The organism is Rossellomorea vietnamensis (assembly GCF_001305855.1).
In the GTDB taxonomy this organism is placed as follows: Bacteria; Bacillota; Bacilli; order Bacillales; family Bacillaceae_B; genus Rossellomorea; species Rossellomorea vietnamensis_A.
In genome coordinates this window covers 22,957-45,368 of the sequence record NZ_LIXZ01000014.1, presented here as the reverse complement: position 1 = coordinate 45,368, position 22,412 = coordinate 22,957, and the positions used below count along the sequence as shown (strand labels likewise).

At 42.7% G+C, this 22,412-nt stretch carries 23 protein-coding genes; 17 read left to right on the top strand and 6 right to left on the bottom strand.

Going from position 1 to position 22,412, the window contains the following annotated elements; translation table 11 throughout:
• Nucleotides 1-105: 105 nt before the first annotated feature.
• A complete protein-coding gene (gene vrrA, locus AM506_RS15860) occupies nt 106-864 on the bottom strand; it encodes a VrrA/YqfQ family protein (protein ID WP_060673467.1) in 759 nt (252 codons plus the stop codon).
• A gap of 309 nt (nt 865-1,173) precedes the next feature.
• On the opposite strand from vrrA, the gene AM506_RS15855 reads away from it, so the two are divergent.
• Entirely contained in the window at nt 1,174-2,481 is a 1,308-nt protein-coding gene (locus tag AM506_RS15855; protein WP_060673466.1) for a DEAD/DEAH box helicase, read from the top strand.
• A 69-nt stretch (nt 2,482-2,550) separates the two neighbouring features.
• Entirely contained in the window at nt 2,551-3,444 is an 894-nt protein-coding gene (locus AM506_RS15850) for a deoxyribonuclease IV (RefSeq protein WP_060673465.1), read from the top strand.
• A 49-nt stretch (nt 3,445-3,493) separates the two neighbouring features.
• On the opposite strand, the gene AM506_RS15845 is transcribed toward AM506_RS15850, so the two are convergent.
• Nucleotides 3,494-3,748 carry a DUF2624 domain-containing protein gene (locus AM506_RS15845; protein WP_060673464.1) on the bottom strand — a complete coding sequence of 85 codons (255 nt, stop codon included), beginning with the start codon at nt 3,746-3,748 and terminating at the stop codon, nt 3,494-3,496.
• Between the two features lie 89 nt (nt 3,749-3,837).
• Between AM506_RS15845 and AM506_RS15840 the strand changes: the two genes are divergently transcribed.
• The 5 genes from AM506_RS15840 to AM506_RS15820 all read left to right on the top strand — a co-directional run bounded on the left by AM506_RS15840 (nt 3,838) and on the right by AM506_RS15820 (nt 7,422).
• Entirely contained in the window at nt 3,838-4,719 is an 882-nt protein-coding gene (locus AM506_RS15840) for a YitT family protein (protein WP_060673463.1), read from the top strand.
• A gap of 159 nt (nt 4,720-4,878) precedes the next feature.
• The gene (locus AM506_RS15835; RefSeq protein WP_060673462.1) at nt 4,879-5,655 is read left to right on the top strand and encodes a metal ABC transporter ATP-binding protein; all 777 of its coding nucleotides are present in this window, start codon (nt 4,879-4,881) and stop codon (nt 5,653-5,655) included.
• Nucleotides 5,656-5,673: 18 nt separating this feature from the next.
• Complete coding sequence (locus tag AM506_RS15830; protein WP_060673461.1) at nt 5,674-6,531, top strand: metal ABC transporter permease; 858 nt, start codon at nt 5,674-5,676, stop codon at nt 6,529-6,531.
• 3 nt (nt 6,532-6,534) lie between these two features.
• On the top strand, nt 6,535-6,951 hold the full coding sequence (locus tag AM506_RS15825) for a Fur family transcriptional regulator (RefSeq protein ID WP_060673460.1): 417 nt from the start codon (nt 6,535-6,537) through the stop codon (nt 6,949-6,951).
• 108 nt (nt 6,952-7,059) lie between these two features.
• Nucleotides 7,060-7,422 (top strand): DUF1499 domain-containing protein, encoded by a 363-nt coding sequence (locus tag AM506_RS15820; RefSeq protein WP_060673459.1) that lies wholly within the window; start codon nt 7,060-7,062, stop codon nt 7,420-7,422.
• Between the two features lie 33 nt (nt 7,423-7,455).
• On the opposite strand, the gene AM506_RS15815 is transcribed toward AM506_RS15820, so the two are convergent.
• Entirely contained in the window at nt 7,456-8,025 is a 570-nt protein-coding gene (locus AM506_RS15815) for a hypothetical protein (protein WP_060673458.1), read from the bottom strand.
• Between the two features lie 202 nt (nt 8,026-8,227).
• Between AM506_RS15815 and AM506_RS15810 the strand changes: the two genes are divergently transcribed.
• Nucleotides 8,228-8,611, top strand: coding sequence for a DUF4190 domain-containing protein (locus tag AM506_RS15810; protein ID WP_034757567.1), 384 nt, complete (start codon nt 8,228-8,230; stop codon nt 8,609-8,611).
• A gap of 88 nt (nt 8,612-8,699) precedes the next feature.
• On the opposite strand, the gene ispG is transcribed toward AM506_RS15810, so the two are convergent.
• Together ispG and AM506_RS15800 are read right to left on the bottom strand one after the other, a co-directional pair.
• Nucleotides 8,700-9,806 (bottom strand): flavodoxin-dependent (E)-4-hydroxy-3-methylbut-2-enyl-diphosphate synthase, encoded by a 1,107-nt coding sequence (gene ispG / locus AM506_RS15805; protein ID WP_152968614.1) that lies wholly within the window; start codon nt 9,804-9,806, stop codon nt 8,700-8,702.
• A gap of 123 nt (nt 9,807-9,929) precedes the next feature.
• Nucleotides 9,930-10,298: a hypothetical protein gene (locus AM506_RS15800; RefSeq protein WP_060673456.1), complete on the bottom strand. Its 369-nt coding sequence runs from the start codon at nt 10,296-10,298 to the stop codon at nt 9,930-9,932.
• Nucleotides 10,299-10,356: 58 nt separating this feature from the next.
• Here AM506_RS15800 and AM506_RS15795 point away from each other — a divergent pair, with 58 nt between their 5' ends.
• Nucleotides 10,357-11,544, top strand: a complete 1,188-nt coding sequence (locus AM506_RS15795) for an MFS transporter (protein WP_060673455.1) — start codon at nt 10,357-10,359, stop codon at nt 11,542-11,544.
• A gap of 34 nt (nt 11,545-11,578) precedes the next feature.
• On the opposite strand, the gene AM506_RS15790 is transcribed toward AM506_RS15795, so the two are convergent.
• On the bottom strand, nt 11,579-12,352 hold the full coding sequence (locus tag AM506_RS15790; protein WP_060673454.1) for a DUF1189 domain-containing protein: 774 nt from the start codon (nt 12,350-12,352) through the stop codon (nt 11,579-11,581).
• A 246-nt stretch (nt 12,353-12,598) separates the two neighbouring features.
• On the opposite strand from AM506_RS15790, the gene AM506_RS15785 reads away from it, so the two are divergent.
• The 8 genes from AM506_RS15785 to pstA all read left to right on the top strand — a co-directional run bounded on the left by AM506_RS15785 (nt 12,599) and on the right by pstA (nt 22,394).
• A complete protein-coding gene (locus tag AM506_RS15785) occupies nt 12,599-14,227 on the top strand; it encodes a Na/Pi cotransporter family protein (RefSeq protein WP_060673453.1) in 1,629 nt (542 codons plus the stop codon).
• An 84-nt stretch (nt 14,228-14,311) separates the two neighbouring features.
• Nucleotides 14,312-14,791 (top strand): DUF456 domain-containing protein, encoded by a 480-nt coding sequence (locus tag AM506_RS15780; RefSeq protein WP_060673452.1) that lies wholly within the window; start codon nt 14,312-14,314, stop codon nt 14,789-14,791.
• 210 nt (nt 14,792-15,001) lie between these two features.
• A complete protein-coding gene (locus AM506_RS15775) occupies nt 15,002-15,610 on the top strand; it encodes a superoxide dismutase (protein ID WP_034757581.1) in 609 nt (202 codons plus the stop codon).
• A gap of 107 nt (nt 15,611-15,717) precedes the next feature.
• The gene (locus AM506_RS15770) at nt 15,718-16,932 is read left to right on the top strand and encodes an MFS transporter (RefSeq protein ID WP_060673451.1); all 1,215 of its coding nucleotides are present in this window, start codon (nt 15,718-15,720) and stop codon (nt 16,930-16,932) included.
• 164 nt (nt 16,933-17,096) lie between these two features.
• On the top strand, nt 17,097-19,289 hold the full coding sequence (locus AM506_RS15765; protein ID WP_440480356.1) for a peptidoglycan D,D-transpeptidase FtsI family protein: 2,193 nt from the start codon (nt 17,097-17,099) through the stop codon (nt 19,287-19,289).
• A gap of 308 nt (nt 19,290-19,597) precedes the next feature.
• Nucleotides 19,598-20,506, top strand: coding sequence for a phosphate ABC transporter substrate-binding protein (locus AM506_RS15760; RefSeq protein ID WP_060673450.1), 909 nt, complete (start codon nt 19,598-19,600; stop codon nt 20,504-20,506).
• Nucleotides 20,507-20,589: 83 nt separating this feature from the next.
• Entirely contained in the window at nt 20,590-21,507 is a 918-nt protein-coding gene (gene pstC / locus AM506_RS15755) for a phosphate ABC transporter permease subunit PstC (RefSeq protein ID WP_082386404.1), read from the top strand.
• Nucleotides 21,507-22,394, top strand: coding sequence for a phosphate ABC transporter permease PstA (pstA, locus tag AM506_RS15750; protein ID WP_060673448.1), 888 nt, complete (start codon nt 21,507-21,509; stop codon nt 22,392-22,394). Before pstC ends, pstA begins: the two co-directional genes overlap by 1 nt.
• Nucleotides 22,395-22,412 lie beyond the last annotated feature (18 nt).

Genomic DNA, 22,412 nt, shown 5'->3' with positions numbered 1-22,412 from the left:
AAGTGAAAGGGCATTTTTACATGATATACAAGCTTTGGACCCTTGGATAGCAACTCAAAAAAATAATCCCTGTCAGGTGAGTTAATACCTTTAGGGATGCGGCTTTTATATATATAGTTTTGGTTTTGATTGTGATTTAGACGGTGCCTCTTCTTCCCAATCTTCTTCTTCAGTAATTTTTACTGAGGGTTTCTTTTTCTTTTTTTTCTTCACAGGGGTTTCTGTTTCAGGGATGTTGTCGCTTTCGTCACTTTGTATCTCTACAGATGGTTCATCAGGCGTTTCAGCAGACATATCCTTAAACCCGCGGTACAGCTTCCAAAGAGATGGGATATTTTTGACCATTGGACCGTATTGCTGAAACATCGGACCCAGTTGTTGTGCAGTCTGTAGCATTTGTTGAGTGTTAGACAGAAAGGAATTGACATTGCCGGGATTCAAGAGAGATTGGATGATTCCGCCCGCTGCCTGCGGTGATCGTTCAAATCCCGCTTCACCTGCAGAAGACCTCGTAAACTGTTCTAAAAGTCCGCCACCGCCGGCATTGCGATTTTCCCCTTTTTTCAGGAACTTCGAAAGCAGCCCTTTGCCTTGTCCTCTGCCTCTGCCTCTTTGATTCATTCCCATATTAAAGCCTTGATTTGGATTTTGCCTTCCAAATTGAAAAGGCGGGGGCTGTGACTGTCCCATCCCGAATTGATTCCTGCCAGATTGCTGCAATCCGAACCCGTTACCTTGCCGTTGTCCCAACCCGAAAGTATTTCTCCCGGCTTGCTGTAACCCGAATCCGTTACCCTGGCGCTGTCTCATTCCGAAAGGATTTCGCATATCCTGACCTTGATTTCTCATTCTTCTAGGCGGCATAATGACAGCCTCCTTTCATTTCAATAAATTCGTTGTCACTATAGAGTATGCAACAGGTCAAAAAAGGGTATTGTGACAATATCATCTGAAATAAAATCAAGTTGACCTAGATGTTTTGCTGAAAATTGATTATAATGATTAGATGTTCTTTAAATATGACGCTTGCTAACGTTAAAATAAAATCACTGACAACTGAAAAGTGATTCGTACATTTTATATAAATCTGTGGTGATGATGTGAACGGCACCTGACATCCATCCCGATGACAGCGTAGATAAAAGGATATGACGATAAAAGGAGATGTACTCAATGAAAAAGAATTTATTTCTGCAATTTGGATTTCAGTCTTTCATCAATGAAGCTGTAGAAGAACTGGGTTTCTATGAACCAACTGAAATTCAGAAGAAAATGATCCCTCTGATCTTAAAAGGACAGAGTGCGATCGGCCAATCTCAAACGGGAACGGGAAAAACCCACTCGTATCTATTACCGATCATCGAAAAGGTAGATGCAGCTTCTGAACAGGTTCAAGCTGTCATCACTGCACCTACCCGTGAACTGGCACAACAGATCTATCAGGAAGTACTTAAGATTACAAAGGGCACTGAGATCGTATCCCGTTGCTATATCGGGGGAACGGACAAGCAGAGAACGATCGAGAAGTTAAAACATCAGCCGCATATCGTTGTCGGCACGCCGGGACGGATCAATGACTTGGTGAAGGACCAGGCGCTATTCGTCCATACAGCGAAGCTTCTTGTAATTGATGAAGCTGATTTGATGCTTGATATGGGCTTCATTGAAGATGTGGATCAAATTGCTGCGAAGATGCCTGAAAAACTACAGATGTTAGTGTTTTCTGCCACGATCCCTGAGAAACTGAAGCCGTTTCTTAAAAAGTATATGGAAAATCCCCAGTATGCCCATGTTGAGCCTGAACAGCTGTCGGCAAAAAATATTGAGCACGTGATCGTACCTTTGAAGAGCCGGGATAAAACGAATCTCCTTTACAATATTTTAGTGGAGATAAATCCTTACTTAGGGATTGTGTTCACGAACACGAAGCAAAAGGCGGATGAAGTAGCCGATGGCCTGATTGCCAAAGGTTTAAAGGTCGGCCGAATTCACGGTGATCTTTCTCCACGTGAGCGTAAGAAAATGATGAAACAAATACGAAACCTTGATTATCAATACATTGTGGCTACAGACCTTGCAGCCAGAGGGATCGATATCGAAGGGGTCAGCCATATCATCAACTATGAACTGCCTCAGGATCTGGATTTTTATATTCATCGCTCTGGCCGTACAGCACGTGCGGGGAACAGCGGTATTGCCTACACCATTTATACGCCTTCGGATGAAGATGCGCTGAATCGTTTGGAGAAGCTGGGAATCAGCTTTTCCCATCGGGACATTAAAAAAGGTGAATGGTCCGAGCTGCCTCCTCTGAACAAGCGTAAAAACCGTCAAAAATCGAACGTGGACGAAATCGATGAAAAGGCGAAATCGTTAGTCCGTAAACCGAAGGCTGTTAAACCGGGATATAAAAAGAAAATGAAATACAAAATGGATCAAATCAAGAAGCGGGAAAGAAGAATAAAAAACAGAAACAAATAAGTGTTTGAACGTGATTCATTTGTACACATTCGATACAATAAAGAGAGATTTTCTTAGGAGTTGAGAAGAATGGTTAAGATTGGATCCCATGTTTCCATGAGTGGAAAGAATATGTTACTCGCTTCAAGTGAAGAAGCCGTTTCGTATGGTGCGAATACCTTTATGATTTATACAGGTGCACCTCAGAACACGAGAAGGAAAAAAATAGAAGACCTGAATATCGAAGCAGGTCTTGCTCATATGAAAGAAAATGGCATAGAGGACATCGTCGTGCATGCTCCTTATATCATCAACATCGGAAACACGACCAACCCGGCTACATTTGAACTCGGTGTCAATTTCCTCCGTTCTGAAATGGAGCGTACGGAAGCTCTTGGGGCAGGACAGATCGTACTTCACCCGGGTGCCCATGTCGGTGCGGGAGCAGATAAGGGAATCGCCAAGATCATTGAAGGCCTGAATGAAGTATTGACCAAGGATCATAAAGTTCAAATTGCCCTTGAGACAATGGCGGGAAAAGGCTCTGAATGTGGAAGGTCGTTTGAGGAATTGGCTCAGATCATCAACGGTGTCGAGTTGAATGATCGCCTTTCGGTTTGCTTTGATACATGTCATACACATGATGCTGGATATAATATCGTAGAAGATTTCGATGGGGTATTGGAAGAATTCGATAAAATCGTCGGCATCGACCGCTTAAAAGTTCTTCACATAAATGATAGTAAGAATGAACGAGGGGCGGCAAAGGATCGACATGAAAATCTGGGATTCGGACATATCGGATTCAAGGCACTGAATTATATAGTGCATCATCCACAGCTAAAGGATATCCCTAAGATATTGGAAACACCATATGTAGGGGAAGATAAGAAAAATAAAAAGCCTCCTTATAAGTTTGAAATCGAAATGCTTCGTAATCAAACTTTTGATGAAGAGGTACTGACGAAAATAGAGAACCAGTAAAGATTGGAGGAGGTCATGTCTTGAGACGCCTCCTCTTTCTTTATTTTTATTATCGGATGAGCTGCAAAAAGAGCTGGTTGATTTCCTTGGCTTTCCTTGGACCGATGATCTTGGCCAGATCCTTAACCAATTTGCTTCTCTTCGTATCATCGAAGATATTGATGTTTTTTCCTTTCACACTTGCGACGATGCTTGTTGCCTGCTGGGACGTGAGAGAAATATTATATTGTTTTGCATACTTTAATAACTCATCATTTGTAATATTGTTGATCTTGTGATTAATCACATTTTGTAATAGCTTCATGTTTATCACTCCTCAAATGATACATATGTATCTCATATCAAGAAAGTGACACTTTTATTAGAAAATAAGTAAAAGGAAAGGAATTAACGATGACTCAAAGAGTACATAAGAAGGAAAGTCCTCTTCATTTTATTTATCGTTTGTTTTTCATCACGATCGGAGCGGGACTCGCCGCTGTTTCGATCGAACTGTTTCTCGTACCCAATACTATTATTGATGGAGGGATCATCGGTATTTCACTGATCCTGGATTATTTGGTTTCCGATTCCATCCCGTTTCTCAATTTTTCAACCCTACTGGTCCTGTTGAATCTTCCATTTATGTATTCCGGCTACAAACAGATCGGGAAGACGTTTGTTGTGTCATCACTGTTTGCAGTCATTGCATTGGCGGTTATAGAGAGTTTCCTTCACCATATTGATCCATTCGTAACCGAAGAGATATTGGCAACCGTGTTCGGTGGTCTGATTCTCGGAGTGGGTGTGGGACTTGTCATCCGCCACGGAGGGTCGCTGGACGGTACCGAGATCCTCGGGATCCTCCTGACGAAGAAACTGCCGTTTTCCGTGGGTGAGTTTGTGATGTTCATGAATATTTTCATTTTTGGCTGGGCAGCATTCGTCTTCGGAATCGAAGAAGCGATGTATTCGGTCATGACGTACTATATCGCATTCAAGACGATTGATACGGTCATTCAGGGGATGGACGAGACGAAAGCGGTCATTATCGTTTCTGATTATTACCTTGAGGTATCCGATGCAATCCTGCAGAGGCTCGGCAGGGGAACGACCATGTTAAAGGGTCGTGGCGGATATACGGATAATGACAAAGAAGTGATATACGTCGTGGTCACCCGCCTTGAAGTCACAAAGTTAAAGTCAATCGTGTCTGACGTCGATCCGAATGCATTCATTACCATCATGAGCACCCAGGAAACAAAAGGTGCACGTTTCAAATCGGCCATTCATTGATCTGTAATACCCCCCCATTAAGAAATTTCAGGACTGCCCAAACAAGAGGGCGGTCCTTTTTAAATGAAGAACGGAATCATTTACAATTGATGATGCATCCTGTATACTACCCTATGTACTTTTAAATCGTAATGATTCTTATAAAGAGAGTTGATAAAGATGGATATGACAAATCCAGTTATAAAAATAGAAGATGTAAATTTCCGCTATGAGCGTGAAAGAGTACTTGAAGATATTAATCTGAGCATACCAAGAGGAGCTTTTCTCGGAATCGTCGGGCCGAACGGTTCAGGGAAATCCACCTTACTGAAGCTTGTCCTTGGCCTGCTCCGGGTGAAGCAGGGGAATATTGAGCTGTTTGGGATCCCGCAGCAAAAGTTTAAACAATGGGACCGCATCGGCTTCGTATCGCAAAAGGCCAACAGCTTCAACTCAGGTTTTCCGGCTACCGTATACGAAGTGGTGGCCAGTGGACTTGCGAAAAAGGCCGGATTGTTCAAGCGGGTTTCATCAGCATATAAGCAAGATGTGAATAAAGCGATCGAATCAGTCGGCATGGGTGAGTTCGCGAAACGGAATATCGGGGAATTATCAGGAGGTCAGCAGCAGAGGGTCTTCATCGCAAGGGCCCTCGTGAGTCATCCGGATGTATTGATCCTCGATGAACCGACAGTGGGAGTCGACAGCCGTAACGTCCAAAACTTCTACGATATGTTAGAAAAATTGAACAAAGATTTAGGTATCACACTTGTGCTGGTCACCCATGACATCGGGTCGATCTCTAATAAAGTCACACATGTTGCCTGCTTAAATAAACATTTACATTTCCATGGCAAAACAGAAGAGTTTGAAAAGCTCAAAGAAAATCAGCTTTCCTCTTTTTATGGTCATGATGTACATTTTTTGAATCATGAGCATGAACATCACCATTCATGATCGATCGGAGGGAAGAAAATGCTTCAAGCTATTTTTCAATATGAATTTTTACAAAATGCATTTCTGACAGGAATCCTTATCGGGATCATTGCTCCGTTATTGGGGGCATTCATCGTGGTAAGGAGATTATCCCTGATTGCCGATGCCTTGAGCCACGTGACGCTATCAGGCATTGCGGCAAGTCTGTACTTAAGTAAAATGGTGCCCGGGTTTTCAGGTTTGAATCCCCTTTACTTTGGAATGGCATTCTCCGTAATAGGATCCTTATTCATAGAACGATTAAGAATGGTATACAAACATTATCAGGAGCTTGCGATTCCGATCATCCTGTCCGGGGGAATCGGGATAGGTGTCATATTCATTTCACTCGCAGATGGTTTCAACACTGATTTATTCAGTTACTTATTTGGGAGTGTCAGCGCAGTCAGCAGGGGGGATCTGTATCTGATTGGCGGGATCAGTGTCCTTGTCATCGGAGTGATTTTCTTATTGTATAAAGAGCTGTTCCTGTTATCATTTGATGAGGATCATGCAAAGGCATCCGGGATCCCTGCGAAGGCGATTCACTTTATCTTTATGATCATGGTCGCCCTTGTGATTGCGGCCTCCATGCGCATTGTGGGAATTCTCCTGGTCTCATCTCTAATGACATTACCGGTTGCCGCAAGTATCAGGATCGCGAACGGCTTTAAACAGACGATCGGATACTCCCTTTTATTCGGGGAAATTTCTGTCATTGTCGGATTAGTGAGCGCCTTCTATTTGAATCTTGCTCCCGGGGGAACGATCGTCATGACGGCCATCCTGATACTCCTCTTGACGATCCTCATCAAGAAATTGAGGTCGTCCGGTCATTCTTCAAAAGGTGAGGTGTAGAAAGTGAATGTAACTGAAGCGATGGATCTGTTAAAAGCAAAAGGGTATAAGCATACGGGGAAACGGCAGCAATTAATTGAGTTGTTTTCAAGCTCGAATAAATATTTAACGGCCAGAGACGTGCTTGAGTATATGAAAGCCGATTATCCCGGTCTGAGCTTTGATACCATTTATCGTAATTTAAGCCTTTTCGTAGACCTGGGGATACTGGAAGAAACGGAGTTATCCAGTGAAAGGCATTTCCGTATTACGTGTGAAAGTCATCATCATCATCATCACTTCATTTGTATGGATTGTGGGAAAACGAAAGAAATTCATACGTGTCCAATGGAAGCGTTGAAAGAAAATTTAGCTGAAACCGGCTATGATATATCAGGACATAAATTTGAAATTTATGGTAAGTGTCCGCAGTGTCAATAGGGATCCCCCTGAGGGTCCCTTTTTTCTTTCTTATGGCTTCATGTGTTTAACCTTGTGTAAAGGAGGGGAAAAATAGGTATATAGAAGCGATATAGAGGAGATGTAGCCATGGAATCGGTACCTTTCACACATTGTCCAACAAATAAGAAAAATTGCGTGAGTACGATAGATCTTACGTCATATCACCGGATTGCGCCGCTTCCCATAAGCGGGGAAGTGGAAGATGCGAAAGCAAGGATACACCAGACGCTGGATCAGTTTGATCATGTGGAAATCAAGGAAGAAGGGACGCATTATGTGCATGCCGTCTTCACTTCCAAATGGATGAAATTCAAAGATGACCTGGAGCTTTATATTGATGAGAAGACCCATCTATTGCATTTCAAGTCGGGATCACGCCTGGGATATTATGATTTCAAAGTGAATCGAAAGCGCGTTGAACGATTTAAATCCTTGTTTAAAAAGGTATAGAAAAAAGCCTCTGAATGAGGCTTTTTTCTATGATTAACGTTGTTGCTGCAGCCAGTGCTGTACCCAGGAATCTGCTTCTTTCCAATCATTCACGCGAATGACTCCATCAGGGATCGGTTTTTGATTATAAGGCGTGTTAAATAACAAAACCGGGATGGATAACTCTTCGGATATGGCCACTGCATTATCGTGTTTATCTTCGAAGAAAATGTCGACTGCATGTTTTTTAGCAGTGGATATTTTATCGTGGGATCCGATTAATTCGATATGATGATACATAAGGTCCTGTGCATCGAACCATTTCTTCGTAATCTCGAATAGGTCGGTTCTTCTCGCACTGATAAAATAAAGCTCGTGCTTCTCTTTCCATTGATCCAGGATCGTTTTTGCGCCGGGAGCAAGGGGAGATTCTTTGTAGATGAGTGGTTCAGCTTCTTTAAACCATTTTCCAAAGGTTTCAGGTGATATGTCCAAGACCTTTGTCAGTTCGTATTGGGTGATGTCCTGTAAGGTTAAATTCAATTGAAAGTGATCATTTATGTGAGGCAGTAAAGATTCTGGTGACGTGACTGTCCCATCAATATCGATTCCAAAACGTTTCATTCTTTATCATACTCCCCTTTATAAAAACTCCTTCAAGTTTATCACATTCACCGTATTGAAATAACCTCGAAAATAATTATTCATTTAAAGGCGATGAGCGCAATCGCACAGATAACAAAAATGACAAAGATTAGCATAGTAAAATAGCTGAACTGACACACAATAAGAAGGCTCCCAAACACAGAAAGTGAGGGATTGCTGTATGAGTGATGAACGACGCGAATTAAACAGCGTTGATCGAAATCTTCAAGATATCGACGTGTATTACGACAATCCGGAAACAGATGTGAGTAGAGATGATTACCGTGAAGAAACAGCAGCAGAAATTGCTGCTCCAATGAATGTGAGCCGCGACTTTGAAGATGATGCCGCAGAAGATGCGACAACATCAGGTCGTGTGTTAGGATACTCTGCGCTTGCACTATCCATTCTTTCCTTATTTATTCTCCCGGTCATCATGGGGGCAGCGGGGATTGTCCTTGGGTTTGTGGCAAGGCGCAGGGGAGCAGAGATGCTCGGTGCCTGGGCAATCGGAATTGGGGCCGTATCGATAATCGTAGGATTATTTGTACTGCCGTTCTTTTAAACTAAATCGTTTTTCTTGAAATTGGGAGCGTTTCAGGAAACCAAAAAAAGAGGACTGATCATTGATCAGTCCTCTTTCATTCACAGGATTAGACTTGTTCCTGCTCTTTCTTTTCAGCTTCCTGCTTTGCGAAGTATTCTTCAGCAATCTTGTCAATTTCTTTCTTCAGTTCTTCCACCATTGTCTCTTCAGGTACTTTACGGACCGTTTTTCCTTTACGGAATAGGAGTCCTTCCCCCCGGGCACCGGCAATGCCGATGTCAGCCTCTCTGGCTTCACCAGGTCCATTCACTGCACATCCAAGGACAGCAACCTTGATTGGTGCTTTAATCGTGGAGATGTATTCCTCCACCTCATTGGCAATTGAAATCAAGTCGATTTCAATACGACCGCAAGTCGGGCACGAAATCAGTGTAGCTGCATTGGCTGCCAAACCGAATGACTTCAATAATTCTCTTGCCACTTTCACTTCTTCAACGGGGTCCGCACTCAAGGAAATCCGGACCGTGTTACCGATCCCAAGACTTAGGATGGCTCCAAGACCAGCGGCACTTTTAACGGTACCTGCAAACAGAGTACCTGACTCAGTGATCCCGAGGTGAAGCGGGTAGTCGAAAGCTTTTGCAGCTTTCGTGTAAGCCTCGATGGCTAAATTCACATCAGAAGCCTTCATGGAAACGATGATGTCATGGAAATCAAGGTCTTCAAGGATTTTAATATGATGAAGGGCACTTTCCACCATTCCATCAGCTGTCGGGTATCCGTATTTCTCAAGGATTTTTCTTTCCAGGCTCCCTGCGTTCACACCGATTCGAATCGGGATGCCCTTTTCTTTTGCTGCCTTGACTACTGCCTCGACTTTTTCACGGCGGCCGATATTCCCAGGGTTGATCCGGATTTTATCAGCTCCGCCTTCAATGGCTTTCAGGGCTAATTTATAGTCAAAATGTATATCGACAACAAGTGGGATATTGATTTGCTTCTTAATATGAGCAATGGCGTCGGCTGCACGTTCATCCGGGCATGCGACACGTACGACCTGGCACCCTGCTTCTTCCAGACGGTGGATTTCTTTAACCGTTGCTTCAACATCATGCGTTTTGGTCGTGGTCATACTTTGGATCACCACTTCGTTATTACCGCCGATCGTTAAATTTCCTACTTTGACAGGACGTGTTTTTGTACGATGTATAATTTCACTCAAGTGTAATTCGCTCCTTTAGAAAGGTTCTCAAAGTTTCATTATAAGTAATACGAAGCTATTGTAACAGTGTTTTGTGTGAAATGACAAGAAATAGGTGTTTATTACATGGCCGAGTCATTGATAATTCGGTATTTTATAGGTTTTCCCTATTTGGATCTTGGCCGGGGGGACATCATTCAATTCTTCAAAGTCGGTGATCACCCTCTCGATGGAAACGGGGATGGATCCATCCAGAAGATCTTCCACAAGGCTCAATACGGTATCGCCCGGCTTCACTTCCATTTCCACGTAAGAAAGGGAGGAGGGATCTTCTCCTCTGTTAGCAGGTTCTTCTGAAAGTTCCCTTTGATTCCCATTCACCCGGGGCTCAGAGGCGGTGACGGTCGCTTCTTTATACAAGAGACGTAAGGTACCCTTATTTAAATCATAATAAACACTGTATAGAAGAATGATAATACCAAAGAAAATTGCCATTCTTTTCATCTATATTTCCTCCCGATTAGTTTGATGTCTGAATGGATCAATGAAGGAGTTGTAAGATATGAGAGAGAAACTTCTCCCATTAGTGATCGGATTACTGCCCATACTGATGGTACTGGGAAATTCCATGTTGATTCCCATTCTTCCTAATATTGAAGCAGATTTGCATTTAGGGGACAGATGGTCGGGATTTATTTTAAGTTCATTTACAATACCTGCAGCTGTGGTGATACCCTTTGCAGGGGTATTGTCTGATCGCTATGGGCGTAAACGGTTAATCAGCATTTCCTTATGGATCATGATTCTTGGAAGTATACTGTGTATCTTTAACGGTGGGGTCATTAGCCTCTTTATGATCGGCAGAGGACTGCAAGGTGTTGGAGCAGCAGGGACGATGCCCCTCGCTATGGCATTGATCGGTGATCTTTATCAAGGGGAGGAGCGCTCAAGGATGCTTGGTTCATTGGAGGTTTTCAATGGTATCGGCAAAGTGGCAGCTCCACTAATTGGTGCCACCCTCGCCCAACTTGTTCTTTGGGACCAGTCTTTTTGGGTATTCCCTGTGATTTCTTTAGTGATCTTAGTCGGTCTGAGACATACAGTTGATTCAGAAAAAAGTGTTAGAAAATTGGATGTGAAAGCTTTTTCCGCCGTGTTTTTGTCAAAGGGAAGGCTGCTGATCCCCCTCTATGTAATCGGGGGAATTGGCTTATTTTTATTATTCGGCATTCTCTTCTATCTTTCCTACCATATTGAAAATACTTTTCATATTGATGGGTTTTTCAAAGGATTTTCGTTCATTTTCCCCCTTGGGGCGATGACGATCAGTTCGTATTGGTGCGGAAAAAGGTTGAAGACCGATGAAGGTTTGGGTTGGACCTATTTGAAATGTGGACTGATCACGATGAGCATCCCTTTAGGATTATTGATTTTCTTTTCTTCATTGGGATCACTCATGTTTTTTCTAACCATAAGCTTTGGGGGATTAGGGTTAATGCTCCCTGTCATCAATACTTTCATAACTGGAAGCGTATCTGAACAAGAAAGGGGGATGATTGTGAGTCTTTATGGTGCTGTAAGATTCAGCGGTGTGGCATTGGGCCCGGTTGCCTTTGGGGTGTGGAGGCAGGATCCAACACAAATGTATATCATCGCATTTGGATTCACGTTGTTAAATATCCTGCTATTTGCTTTTCTTTCTATACGGACAAAAGGGGAGGTCCGTACTGAAAGTCTAATAGAACATTAACAAAGTCCCCGTCAAGTGGAAACGGGGACTTTGTTTAATGGCGTATTTTCCTTTGAGGGATTTCTTTCACTACTAAATATAAGATGACGGTGATGACAAACCAGTCCAATATTGGAGCAGCGGGAATCCGGGTTTGTAATAATTCCATTAGGGTAAAAAATACGGTAGAAACCGTAGCCGCATACGCAGTGATCCGAAAGCTTTGGCGGTATGGTAGATTTCGTTTAAGAACATTGGCAAAGGTAACACCGATAATGGCGAAAATGGTTACTTTTAAGAATGTCATTCCGGAGGTGAACACATAAAGAATGCTTAAAGCCACGGGGATCAATATCCATTTCAGATCTTTGAGTGAATTCAGGATGTCGAGTAACTTATCCTCTGTGACAGTGCTATCACCAAACAATGTATAAGATGAGGACTGAGCATGTCCCTGGCTAATGACCACGAAGTCATTCTTAAGGAAAGCAACCGTATCTTCATTCCTGTCAAGGTTCCCTTCTTTCACTTGACCCGTATCATCTAAGACGATGGTCACACCTTCTTTCTCGAGGGTCACGGGTGCAGACTGGTCAGAAGATAAAGTGCCATTCTCGATCGAAAACGATGGCAGTTCCTTATCCAGGGAATCCCTTAACGTATCAAGGGCACTGGTTGCGAACGATACAAATTGTACGGCCACAGGAATGATGGATATAAGAGCAAGCAAAAAAATGAAACGGATCGTCTTACCGATTCCCTGGAAACGGAATTTTGCAATATCTTTTGGGGAATAGATACTTTTATACAATTGCTGAAATACATTCATTTCGTTTTTTTTCTCCTTTCGTGCATACCCTATCTATTTTAAGCTTGTCGTCAGGCTTCATCAAGTAAGGACTTAGAGAATAATTTAGAATTAGTATCGTTTGTAATATAAATGTCATAAAAGTCGACTTTTATTAACCTATTGTAAATTTGGGGTAAAAAGTATTTACGTATGCTCTGTAATATATTAAAAATGATATGGGGTTTTTGTTGTTTAATGTCGAAAATATATGTAGGGGTTGAAAAAATGGAATTAAATTGGCAGGAAATGTTGTTTCAGTTCTTTGGAGGACTAGGTATTTTCCTCTTTGGGATAAAGTATATGGGGGATGGCCTTCAGAAGTCAGCGGGTGAACGCCTCAAGGAAATCCTTGATAAGTTCACGACCAATCCGTTCATGGGAGTGTTGGCAGGTGTTTTTGTTACAGTCCTGATCCAGTCCAGTAGTGGTACGACGGTCATCGTTGTCGGACTGGTAAGTGCCGGTTTCATGACCCTCAGACAAGCAATCGGTGTCATCATGGGTGCCAATATCGGGACGACGGTGACAGCCTTCATCATCGGTGTTGACGTTGGGGAGTATGCCCTTCCGATTATTGCCGTTGGTACCATCTTGTTATTCTTCTTTAAGAATAAAAAAGTCCATAATCTTGGACAGATGATCTTTGGTTTCGGTGCCTTATTCTATGGGCTTGAACTGATGGGCGGAGGAATGAAACCTCTTCGCTCACTGGAAGCGTTTCATGATTTGACCGTCAGCATGAGTGATAATCCGATTCTTGGAGTCGTGGTCGGTACATTGTTCACCGTGGTCGTACAGAGTTCATCTGCAACGATCGGTATCCTTCAGGAGCTGTACAGTTCCAACCTGGTTGACTTACAGGCGGGACTGCCGATTTTATTCGGGGATAACATTGGTACAACCATCACGGCGGTATTGGCTGCACTTGGTGCATCAGTCGCTGCCAGGCGTGCCGCGGCGGTACATGTGCTCTTTAATTTAATCGGCTCAACGATATTCTTGATCATCTTGCCGTTTTTCACAAAGTTCATCGTGTTCCTTCAATCAACATTCAACCTGAATGAGCCAATGACCATTGCATTTGCCCATGGTACTTTTAATATAACGAATACCATTATTCAATTTCCGTTTATTGCCGTATTGGCGCTGATTGTAACGAAGTTGATTCCGGGTCAGGACGCTATCGTTGATTATAACTCTAAACACCTGGATCCTGTATTCATCGAACAATCGCCATCCATCGCGTTGGGTCAGGCGAAAGAAGAAGTTCTCCGCATGGGGACGTTTGCCGTTAAAGGATTACAGGAAACAAATGAGTTTTTAAAGACAAAGAGCTCGAAGAATTCAGAAGCAGCTTATCAAATAGAAGGTGCCATCAATAATCTTGATAAGAAAATCACGAATTATCTTGTCGACCTATCGTCTGCTTCCCTTTCGGAATCTGAATCTGAGCGTCATTCGATCCTGATGGATACGGTTCGGGACATCGAACGCGTGGGTGATCATTTTGAAAACATTGTTGAGTTAATTGAATACCAACAAGCCAACAAAGTGAAAATCACCGATGATGCCATGTCCGATCTTGAAGTCATGTTCAATCTGACAATCGAAACGGTTGAAAAAGCGATCAAATCTTTGGACTTGAACGACACTGAAATTGCAAGAGAAGTGGCTGAGAAAGAAGATCAGATCGATAAGATGGAACGTAAGCTCCGCAAACAGCATATCCTGCGTCTGAACGAAGGGAAATGTTCGGGACAAGCTGGTATCGTATATGTAGATATCATCAGTAATTTAGAGCGTATAGGAGATCATGCCGTCAATATTGCTGAAGCAGTATTGGGAGTGGAATAATATATACAAGGCAAACTGACCTCTTTGATATTTGTCAAAGGGGTCAGTTTTTTTATACTCTTAAATAAAGTGAGGTGTTGACATGTGGAGATTGTTTATTGGAGCATCATTATTATACTCATAATTTTATCTTTTGTTGGACTTGTGTACCCGATTTTGCCTAGTGTCGTCTTTTTAGTGGGCAGCTTCCTGTTGTACGGGGTGTTTTTCAGCTTTGAACCTTTTAGCTGGCTGTTCTGGACGGTGCAGATCCTGTTTGTAGCCCTATTATTCGGAGCCGATTATATGGCGAACCTGATCGGAGTCAAAAAATTCGGTGGTACGAAGGCAGGTATTTGGGGAAGTACCATCGGACTGCTCGTTGGTCCATTCGTCATCCCGGTCATAGGAATATTGATCGGACCTTTCCTTGGCGCCATCATGGGGGAGTGGGTCGTTCATCGCACCAACCTGAAGTCAGCCATAAAAGTGGGGATAGGATCAGTAGTAGGATTCATCTCAAGCGTATTCACCAAAGGATTCATACAAGTTGTTATGGTCATCTATTTCTTTTGGGTCATTTAATCCGCTATTTTCAGACTCCCCGCTAATCAGAAAAATCACAAAAAATATTCAAATGACTAGTCATCAGAAAATAGGGTATTTTATTCTTGTAAGAAAAAAGTCAAAGATTGAAGGCAAAATATTTGAACAGATATAGTAGTTTTGGTAATCTTATACTGAAACGGCCTGAATATAGCTATTCAGGAAACTATACATAGGGAGGAATTTATAATGGCTTACGAATTACCGCAATTACCTTACGCATATGATGCTCTTGAACCTCATATCGACAAGGAAACAATGAACATTCATCACACAAAACACCATAACGCATACGTGACGAAAGTAAATGATGCACTTCAAGGACACGACGATTTATTAAGCAAATCCATTGAAGATCTTGTTTCTAACTTAGACGCTGTTCCTGAAGGTGCTCGTACTGCAGTTCGCAATAATGGTGGCGGTCACGCTAATCACTCTCTATTCTGGACGGTATTATCACCGAATGGTGGAGGCGCTCCGTCTGGAGAGCTGGCAGATGCCATCTCTTCAAAATTCGGAAGCTTCGATTCATTTAAAGAAGAATTCGCAAATGCCGCTGCAACACGCTTTGGCTCAGGCTGGGCTTGGCTTGTAGTAAACAACGGTGAATTAGAAGTAACAAGTACACCAAACCAGGACAGTCCTTTAATGGAAGGGAAAACTCCTGTATTAGGTCTTGATGTTTGGGAACATGCTTACTACCTGAACTATCAAAACCGTCGTCCTGATTACATCAGTTCATTCTGGAACGTTGTAAACTGGGATGAAGTAGCTAAGCGTTATTCAGCTGCTAAGTAATTTTATTAATAAGAGAAGGGAGGTTCTTTTTAGGAACCTCCCTTTTTTTTGTATAAGTTTCTTCCCTTTTTCACAAGATAGGGGTACGTTAAAGGGGAGTTTTCCACATGAGCAGCTTTAAAAAGATATTAGGTGACATTGATTTAACGAAAGATCTGACTTTGCTCCTGTTGATCGGGGGATTATACTCCTTGAGTATTGCCCTATCAAACACATTTGTGAACATATACTTATGGAAACAGTCAGGTGAATTCATTGATTTGGGTGTCTATAATTTAACCGTTGTCATCTTTCAGCCCCTGACATTTATTTTAGCTGGAAGGTTGGCAAAGAAAGTGGACCGGGTGATTGTATTACGCTTCGGTGTTATTTTTTTGGCTCTCTTTTACATATCCGTATTGGCATTCGGAGAATCGGCAGAAGATTATCTTGTCGTGTTGGGAGCGTTACTCGGGATCGGGTATGGTTTCTATTGGTTAGCTTTCAATGTGTTGACTTTCGAAATCACCGAACCGGAAACTAGGGATTTCTTCAACGGCTTCCTTGGTACCCTGACTTCAGCCGGGGGAATGATCGGACCGATCCTCGCCGGTTTCATCATTTCAAGGTTTGCTTCGTTTAAGGGTTATACCATTGTATTTGGAATCTCTCTTTTGCTTTTTTTCATCGCTGTTATTATGAGCTTCTTTCTTAAGAGGAGGCCGGCATCCGGACGCTATCTATTCCTAAGGATCCTGGAGGAAAGAAAGCACAATCATAATTGGCGCTTCATCACCAATGCCCATTTTTTTCAGGGGCTGAGGGAAGGAACCTTTATCTTTATTATTTCGGTGTTTGTCTTCATCAGTACGGGAAGTGAATTTGCCATCGGTACCTTTGGCTTGATCAACTCTGGCATTGCCTTTGTAGGTTATTATGTCGCTTCCCGGGTCATAAAGAAAAACCTGAGAAAACGTGCCATCCTAATCGGTGGAATCCTTCTTTACCTGGCCATATTCCTGATTGTGTTTGATGTCACGTATACAAAATTATTGCTTTATGCAGGAATCATCGCCATTGCTTATCCCATCCTGCTGGTTCCTTATATCTCTATGACATATGATGTGATCGGTACGGGATGGAATGCAGCTGAAATGAGGATCGAGTACATTGTGGTTAGAGAAATCTTCTTGAATCTGGGAAGGATCGTCTCTGTTCTGGCTTTTATCGTAGCGGTGACTTTCTTTGATCAGGAAGTGAGCATTCCGATCCTCCTATTGATACTTGGGGCAGGACACACCCTGATTTATTTATTTGTACGGAAAGTTGTGTTGCCTTTATAAGGGACTTAATACAAAGAGAGGGAAAGATTTCCTCTCTTTACTTATGGCTAGATTATCCTTGAAATTTTCTATAAAATAAGGGGAGAGGATAAAGATGATTCTGTTCCCTCCTTGTTAGATGTCCAGTCAACCAGGAACATAACAGAGCCTAGAGAGATTTTTACATAGAGGAAGGGTTGGAAGACTTGAAAAAAAATAAGAGAAAAAGGAAGACGCATGTTCCCGTCAGGATGAATTTGCTGTTTTTTGCCGTGTTCTTATTATTTTCCCTTCTTGTACTTAGACTTGGACTTGTTCAGATCGTGAATGGGGAGAGCTATAAAAAAGAAGTGGAAAGAACGGAAGACGTCGTGGTCAATACAGGTGTGCCGCGAGGGAAAATGTATGACCGGTACGGGAATGTGATCGTCGATAATATTCCGCTCAATGCCATCACGTATACACGGGCAAACAATACGAAGATCGATGAAATGATCGATGTCGCGTCCAGGCTTTCCCGGTTCATCGAAAAAGATACAGGGGATGTGACTGAGCGGGATAAAAAGGATTATTGGATCATCAAGCATCAGGAAGCAGCCGATGCAAAAGTCTCGGACGAAGAAGTCCAAAAGCTTCAAAACAATGAAGAACTGTCTGAAGATGAAGTGAATAAAAAAGTGTATCAAATGAGACTCGACCGGATAACCGACAAAGAACTTGATTCACTTACTGAAAATGACCTGGAGATCATCGCCATTTATCGTGAATTCTCCAGTGGATATGCGCTGAATCCACAGATTGTGAAGAATGAAGGGGTCACTCCCGAGGAATTCGCAACCGTCAGTGAGCATCTGAGTGAACTTCCAGGTGTCAATACGACAACAGACTGGAAGCGTTCCTATGTATTTGATGATACGTTACGCACCATTTTAGGGAACGTTTCCTCTTCAAGGGAAGGTTTGCCAAAGAATCTGGTGGATTCCTATCTAGCCCGGGATTACAACCGAAATGATCGTGTTGGCAAGAGCTATGTAGAACTCGAATATGAAGATGTTCTTCAAGGTCAGAAGGAACAAATCAAGAACGTCACAAAGGGTGGCAGTGTACTCGAATCCGTCCTTGTTCAACAAGGACAGCGAGGCAAAGATATTGTCCTGACCATCGATATGGAACTCCAGCGTGAAATCGAAAAAATCATCGAAGAAGAATTAAGCAAACAAATTGTCCATCGCGACGCATCACCTGACCTGGATCGTGCTTATGTCGTCATGATCGATCCGAATACAGGTGAGATACTGGCTATGGCAGGTAAACAATATGTCAAGAATCCTGAAACGGGTAAATACGAAATGCGCGATGCCGCTCTAGGAACCTTCACTTCTTCTTATGAAGTAGGTTCAGTGGTAAAAGGTGCAACCGTATTAACGGGATATATGACCGGTAAATTGACGCCGGGTGAGGTTCTGATTGATGAACCGTTAAGAATCAAAGGGACTAACCCGAAAACATCCTGGTTCAATAAATACCAGCAAATCCCGATGACCGATTTATATGCATTGGAGAAGTCCTCCAATGCCTACATGTGGAAGGTTGCCTTGAAAATTGCGGGTGGCCGGTATGTACCGAATGAGCCGATTGTGAACAACCCAGAAGCGTTCGATGTGTTCAGAAATCACTATGCTCAATTTGGTTTAGGAGTCCCGACAGGCATCGACCTGCCCGGCGAATCGGCCGGTCTGACAGGAACCAAGACAGACCCTGGTTTCTTACTCGACTTGGCAATTGGTCAGTTTGATACGTACACAACCATGCAGTTGGCACAATATGTTTCCACCATCGCGAACGACGGTTACCGTGTACAGCCTCACATTATGAAGGAAATAAGAGAACCGACGAATGAAAAGGAAAGCCTGGGTCCTATCCTGTTCGAGAAAGAAACGAATGTACTGAATCGCATCGACGCAACGCAGAAACAGATCGATCATGTCCAAAAAGGTTTCTATCGCGTTTACCATAACCCTGAAGGAACGGGTTATATATTTCATGACGCCCCATATAATGCAGCGGGTAAATCCGGTACAGCCGAGACATATATCGACGGGGAACTGAGCTATAACACCACGTTGATTGGATATGCGCCTTACGATAATCCCGAGGTGGCGTATGCCACTGTGGTTCCTGCATCTCATATCCAGGCAAGCGGAGTGGCCGATCCTTACGTGAATAAGTATATCTCCAGACGGGTGATGGATAAGTACTTCGAATTAAAGAAGAAACGTGCAGAAGAAGTGAAAGATCCCACTTCAGTGAACAAAAAGGTGGAGAACGCTGAAGAGGCAGAAGAGCAGATGCAAGAGGAAAGAGAAGAGAATAACTGATGTATTAGCTGATTCATGGGAAATTTGTTCCTTGAATCAGCTTTTTTATTGGTAATAATAACGTCGGTCCATAAATCGGCATACTAAATTCATCAAAAAAAGATATTTTTTGATGATCTTACATAATTCACGGATCATTACACAATACTAGTGTTAATAAGGGTTTTAGGCTTTTATGAACCGCGGAATCATGAAGGGAAATGTCGAATTTACAAAACCTTTACAAACGATTAAAACACCATTAACACTCATCTATTAATCTAGTACTCGTAGGACAAAACAACCAATATCTTAGGGGGAATAAAAGAATGAAGAACTTCAAGAAATACGGTTTGCTTTTAATCATCGCAATGCTGGTTGCATTTGCAGCTGCTTGTGGAAACGGAAGCGCAGATGAAAATGCTGGAGATGATAAAGAAGGTTCAGAAACAGCTTCAGGTTCAATCGTAGTTTCAGGTTCTTCTGCAATGCAACCACTTGTTGCAGCAGCAGCTGAAGAATTCATGGCAGAAAATCCGGATGCAGACATTCAAGTGAATGCTGGAGGATCTGGTACAGGATTATCCCAAGTTTCTGAAGGATCAGTTCAAATCGGTAACTCGGACGTTTTCGCTGAAGAAAAAGAAGGAATTCCGGCGGACGAGTTAGTTGACCATAAAGTAGCGGTTGTAGGTATGACCGCTGCAGTTAATCCTGATGTTGGTATCGAAGACATTTCTAAAGAAGATCTTAAAAAAGTATTCACTGGTGAAATCAAGAATTGGAAAGAGCTTGGTGGTAAAGATCAAAAGATCACTCTTGTAAACCGTCCTGACTCTTCTGGTACTCGTGCAACATTCGTTAAATATGGACTTGATGGAGAAACACCTGCAGAAGGAATTACAGAAGATTCTTCAAATACAGTTAAAAAAATCATCAGTGAAACAGACGGAGCAATCGGCTACCTTGCTTTCTCTTACTTCACAGATGACAGCGTGACTCCACTTGCAGTTGATGGTGTAAAAGCAACAGATGAAAATGTACAAAAAGGTGACTTCCCAATTTGGGCTTATGAACATTCTTATACAAAAGGTGAACCGGATGGTTTGGCTAAAACATTCCTTGATTACATGATGAGTGAAGATGTTCAAAATGGTTTACTCAAGGATCAAGGTTACATCGCTGCTACAAAAATGGAAGTAGAACGTGACGCAGAAGGGAAACAAACGAAGAAGTAAAGATGAGGCAATTAAATAAATTGATAGGGTAGATGCGTAAGGGCATTTACCCTATTATCTCGTATTTAGGGGTGTTTATGGATATGGAAAACAAGCTACCTGCCTCAAAGAGGCTGATCAAAAGTAATAGATCTTGGATGAACGGTGAATTTAAGGGAAGATTTTTAGTGACGCTAAGTGCAGTCATCATGATTGTGGCAACACTATCAATCACCATTTTCTTAACATCGAAGGGGTTGCAGTCATTTATTAAAAATGGTGTAAGTCCAATTGAGTTCTTAACCAGTCCAGATTGGAGTCCTACAGGGGAGAACCCGTTGTATGGTGCTCTTCCGTTCATTTTCGGGTCCTTTGCGGTTACGATTCTTTCTGCTTTAATTGCAGCACCGCTTGGTATCGGAGCGGCTATCTTTATGACGGACATTGCTCCGTCATGGGGAAGGAAAATCATGCAGCCTATTGTAGAACTCCTTGTAGGGATTCCTTCCGTTGTTTATGGATTTATAGGGCTTACAGTATTGGTTCCATTCATACGTAACCATACATCCGGAATCGGATTTTCATTATTGGCGGGAATGATCGTTTTATCCGTGATGATCCTGCCTACTATCACAACCATTGCCACAGACGCCATGAGTTCATTGCCAAAAAGCCTTCGCGATGGATCATATGCTTTAGGGGCAACAAGATGGCAAACGATTAGAAAAGTATTAATCCCTGCCGCATTGCCAACATTATTGACAGCAGTCGTACTCGGTATGGCGAGAGCATTTGGTGAAGCATTGGCTGTTCAGATGGTCATAGGGAATACAAGAGATCTTCCTCAAAGTATAGTAGATGCGTCGGCAACATTGACAACGATCATAACGTTAAATATGGGACATACCACTTATGGAAGCGTAGAGAACAATACGCTCTGGTCGATGGGCCTCATTCTATTAATCATGTCATTCATATTTATCTTATTAATCCGCTACTTATCATCGAGGAGGAAAGTCTAATGAATAGTAAGAGAGCAGACAAGATCGCCACTGGCGTGTTCATTGGAATCGCAACAGTCATTATCGCACTTTTAGTGGCTCTATTTTCATATATTTTAGTGAAGGGTCTCCCGTATGTAACGTGGGATTTTCTGACCACTCCATCCAGTGCAGTCCGTGCCGGAGGAGGAATTCGTGATCAATTATTCAATTCCTTCTATATCCTGATCATCACAATGATCATAACGGTTCCTCTAGGTGTCGGCGGAGGCATCTACATGGCTGAATACGCAAAGCCAGGTAAGATTACGAATACCATCCGTTCTTGTATTGAAGTATTGGCCTCATTACCATCTATCGTCATCGGAATGTTTGGACTATTGGTGTTCGTAAATACAACGGGTTGGGGATATACCATCATAGGTGGAGCCCTGGCACTTACAGTATTTAATCTTCCTGTATTGGTTCGTGTTAGTGAAGATGCCATCAGAGGCGTCCCACGTGAGTTGAAAGAAGCGAGCCTTGCGCTTGGGATCACCAATTGGCATACAGTTAAAACCGTGCTCATCCCTGGTGCATTCCCATCCATTTTGACAGGGGCCATCCTGGCATCGGGCCGTGTATTCGGTGAGGCTGCTGCCTTATTGTTCACAGCCGGCCTATCGACTCCGAGATTGAACTATATGGATTGGAATCCAGTTTCGCCTACATCACCTTTGAATCTTTTCAGACCGGCTGAAACCCTTGCCGTTCACATCTGGTCAGTCAATACCCAAGGGTTGATTCCCGATGTAGACGAAAAAGCAGCCGGTGCATCAGCAGTTCTGATCCTATGTGTCTTGATTTTCAATCTGGGTGCACGATTCATCGGAAGCTACATTCATAATAAAATGACAGCGACAAAATAATAGAAGGTGTGATAGTAC